This is a genomic window from Sphingobium sp., from assembly GCF_041987595.1.
Classification (GTDB): Bacteria; Pseudomonadota; Alphaproteobacteria; order Sphingomonadales; family Sphingomonadaceae; genus Sphingobium.
In genome coordinates this window covers 1-3,452 of sequence record NZ_JBHIWJ010000187.1, presented here as the reverse complement: position 1 = coordinate 3,452, position 3,452 = coordinate 1, and the positions used below count along the sequence as shown (strand labels likewise).

Annotated in this window: 4 protein-coding genes; all 4 read left to right on the top strand. The window is 64.0% G+C overall.

Features of this window, described 5'->3' with window-relative positions:
• A partial coding sequence (locus ACFC3J_RS22555) for an ATPase, T2SS/T4P/T4SS family (RefSeq protein ID WP_375198156.1) occupies positions 1 to 814 on the top strand: 814 nt, incomplete at its 5' end.
• 56 nt (positions 815 to 870) lie between these two features.
• The gene (locus ACFC3J_RS22550; protein ID WP_037482814.1) at positions 871 to 1,158 is read left to right on the top strand and encodes a TrbC/VirB2 family protein; all 288 of its coding nucleotides are present in this window, start codon (positions 871 to 873) and stop codon (positions 1,156 to 1,158) included.
• Positions 1,155 to 1,415, top strand: a complete 261-nt coding sequence (locus ACFC3J_RS22545; protein WP_375198155.1) for a VirB3 family type IV secretion system protein — start codon at positions 1,155 to 1,157, stop codon at positions 1,413 to 1,415. Before ACFC3J_RS22550 ends, ACFC3J_RS22545 begins: the two co-directional genes overlap by 4 nt.
• Positions 1,409 to 3,452: conjugal transfer protein TrbE (gene trbE, locus ACFC3J_RS22540; RefSeq protein WP_375198154.1), on the top strand; the 2,044-nt coding region annotated here is incomplete at its 3' end. The genes ACFC3J_RS22545 and trbE, both read left to right, overlap by 7 nt.

The window sequence follows — 3,452 nt, the reverse complement described above, 5'->3', positions numbered from 1 at the left end:
CGTGACGGAGGAGTGCCTGCACATCACCGAGGACGTCCTGCACCAGAAGTACCACTACCACTTCCACAAGCTGCCGGACGCCGACCGCGCGGAGATCATCAACATGATCAACAACTACACGCGCGAGGCGATCCTGCCGCCGGTCGCGGTCGGCCCCTGCTTCGCGATCCGCAAGCCGGCATCCCGGCCCTACAGCATGGACGATTATGTCAGCGATGGCATCATCAGCCATACCGCTGCGGCGCTTTTGCGTCGCGCGGTACATGAGCGGTGGAACATCCTTGTCGCCGGCGGCACTAGTTCAGGAAAGACGACCCTCGCCAATGCCCTGCTGGGTGAGATCGGGGCGAGCGAGGAACGGCTGATCCTCATCGAAGACACGCGCGAATTGCAAAGCCCCTCGGTCGATACCGTGGCGCTGCGCACGCGGGCGGGCATCGTCACCATGACTGACCTAGTGCGTTCCACGCTCCGGTTGCGGCCCGACCGGATCATCGTTGGGGAAGTAAGGGGAGCCGAAGCCCTCGATATGCTCAAGGCCTGGAATACAGGTCACCCCGGCGGGATTGCGACTGTCCATGCCAATGGGTCTGCCGCTGCGCTCGGCCGCATCGAGAGCCTGGTGCAGGAAGCCGTGGCGACGGTTCCGCGCGCCCTTATCGCCGATGCCATCGACCTCATCGTCTTTCTGTCCGGGCGCGGCGCGTCGCGGCGCGTCACCAGCCTTGCGCGCGTCGATGGTCTCGACACGCAGGGCGGCTATCGGCTCACCGAACTCCTCGTCCCTCCAACCCCCGCAGGATTAGCTTTATGACCAGAATATCATTCCCCCAACCAGCCGTCCTTCGCGGCGCCGGGTCCGTCGCCATCATGCTTGCCGCTGGCCTTGCCATGGCTTCGGCCGCCGCACACGCCGCCGGCTCCGGCATGCCCTGGGAGCAGCCGCTCGAACAGGTGCTGGAGTCGGTGCAGGGACCAGTGGCGAAGATCGTCGCCGTGATCATCATCATCACGACCGGGCTCACGCTTGCCTTTGGTGAGACCTCAGGCGGTTTTCGCCGCCTGATCCAGATCGTCTTCGGCCTTTCCATCGCTTTTGGCGCATCCTCCTTCTTCCTTTCCTTCTTCAGCTTCGGCGGCGGGGCGCTCGTGGCATGAGCGCGATCGAAGGCTTCGAGGTCCCCATCCATGCGAGCCTCGCCTCGCCCATTTTGCTGGGCGGGGCGCCTCGTGGCCTGTCGATCGTCAACGGGACGCTGGCCGCTGCGATCGCCCTTGGCCTTCAGATATGGCTGGTCGGGATTGCGGCATGGGCCATCGGGCACAGCATCGCGGTCATAGCGACCCGCCGCGATCCTGATTTTGCGCCCGTCCTGCTTCGCCATCTACGCCAGAAGGGATATTGGGCATGCTGAACCTGTCTGAATATCGGTCCCGCGCCGATCGCATTGCCGACCATCTGCCCTGGGCCGCGCTCGTCGCGCCTGGCGTGGTCCTCAACAAGGATGGCAGTTTCCAGCGCACATTCCGCTTCCGTGGGCCAGACCTTGAGAGCGCGACGGAAGCGGAACTGGTTGCCACCTGCGCGCGCGCGAATAATGTTTTGAAAAGGCTCGGTTCGGGCTGGGCGATTTTCTTCGAGGCCCACCGACGGGAAGCGCAGGGTTATCCTGAAGGCAAGTTCGGCGATCCTGCTTCCTGGCTCGTGGATCAGGAACGGCGTGCGCAATTTGCGTCTCACGAGCAGCATTTCGAAAGCGTATATCACGCAACCCTCCTCTGGCTGCCTCCTGCTGACACCAGCGACGCGGCGGGACGACATCTTGTCGAACGCGAAGGGAAGGTCAGGCAGCGTGATTGGCGTCAGGCGCTCGGTGGCTTCATGGCCGAGACAGGGCGGATCATCGATCTGTTCAGCACTTTCATGCCTGAAATCCAGCCGCTGGATGATGCCGCAACCCTGACCTTTCTGCATGCGGCCGTGTCAGACCGGGATCATGGCGTGCATGTCCCCGAGACGCCCTTCTATCTCGACGGCCTGCTGGCGGACACGCCGCTTGTCGGCGGTCTCGAACCGCGCCTTGGCGGGCAGCACATCCGTACGCTGACGCTGCTCGCTTTCCCCAATATGAGCAGACCCGGCCTGCTCGACGCCCTCAATCACCAGAATTTCGGCTATCGCTGGGTCACGCGCTACATCGCGCTCGACAAGAGCGATGCCGCCCGCTCGCTGACAAAGCTCCGGCGGCAATGGTTTAACAAGCGCAAATCGGTCGCGGCGCTGCTGCGCGAGGTGATGTACAATCAGCCGGCCCAGCTGCTCGACAGCGACGCCGACAACAAGGTGATCGACGCAGACCTCGCCCTGCAGGCGCTCGGCGGCGATCATGTCGCCTTCGGATATCTGACCACCACGATCACGGTGATGGATCGCGATGCCACTGCCGTCGATGCCAAGGTCCGGGCCGTCGAGCGGGTTGTGAACGGGCTTGGCTTCACCTGCATCCGCGAAACCGTCAATGCGGTCGAGGCGTGGCTGTCGGGCCTGCCGGGGCAGGTCTACGCCAATGTAAGGCAGCCGCTGGTGCACAGCCTCAACCTCGCCCATCTGATGCCGCTTTCCGCGGTCTGGGCCGGACCGCATGGCAATCGCCACCTCGCCGGGCCGCCGCTCTTCCAGGCAAAAACCAGCGGATCGACGCCGTTTCGCCTGTCGAACCATGTCGGCGACGTTGGGCATATGATGGTCGTGGGCCCGACCGGCGCAGGAAAGTCGGTTCTCCTTTCCTTCATCGCCTTCCAGTTTCGCCGTTATGCCGGTGCCCGTGTCATCATGTTCGACATGGGCCGCTCGGCGCGCGCGGCGGTGCTCGCCATGGGAGGCAGCCACCATGCGCTGGGCGCCGGCGATGGGGAAGGCGATCTGCTTTCCTTCCAGCCATTGCGCAACATCGACAGGGAAAGCGAGCGCAGTTGGGCGGCCGAGTGGCTGGGCGGCATTTTCGCCCAGGAAGGCGTGCTGCTGACCCCCGAGATCAAGGACGCGCTCTGGTCGGCGCTCTCCAGCCTGGCAACGGCCCCGGTCGAACAGCGGACGCTGACCGGCCTGTCGCTTCTTCTCCAGTCCAATGCCCTTCGGCTGGCGCTCGCGCCCTATATGCTGGATGGCAGCCATGGCGGATATCTGGACGCCGCGGAGGAGCGCCTCGCGCAGCGCGATGTCCAATGTTTCGAAACCGAGGCGTTGATGGGGCGCAAAGGGCTGGCCGCTCCGGTCCTCACCTATCTTTTCCATCGGATCGAGCAGCGCTTTGACGGCCGGCCGACGCTGATGATCCTGGATGAGGCCTGGAGCCTGTTTGACGATCCGCTCTTCGCCGCGCGCATCCGGGAATGGCTGAAGACGCTCCGAAAGAAGAATGTGGCGGTGCTGTTCGCGACACAGAGCCTTG

Excerpts from the sequence above, each read along its gene's own strand:
- ACFC3J_RS22550 (WP_037482814.1), top strand. The coding sequence starts at position 871 with ATGCTTGCCGCTGGCCTTGCCATGGCTTCGGCCGCCGCACACGCCGCC.
- ACFC3J_RS22545 (WP_375198155.1), top strand. The coding sequence starts at position 1,155 with ATGAGCGCGATCGAAGGCTTCGAGGTCCCCATCCATGCGAGCCTCGCC.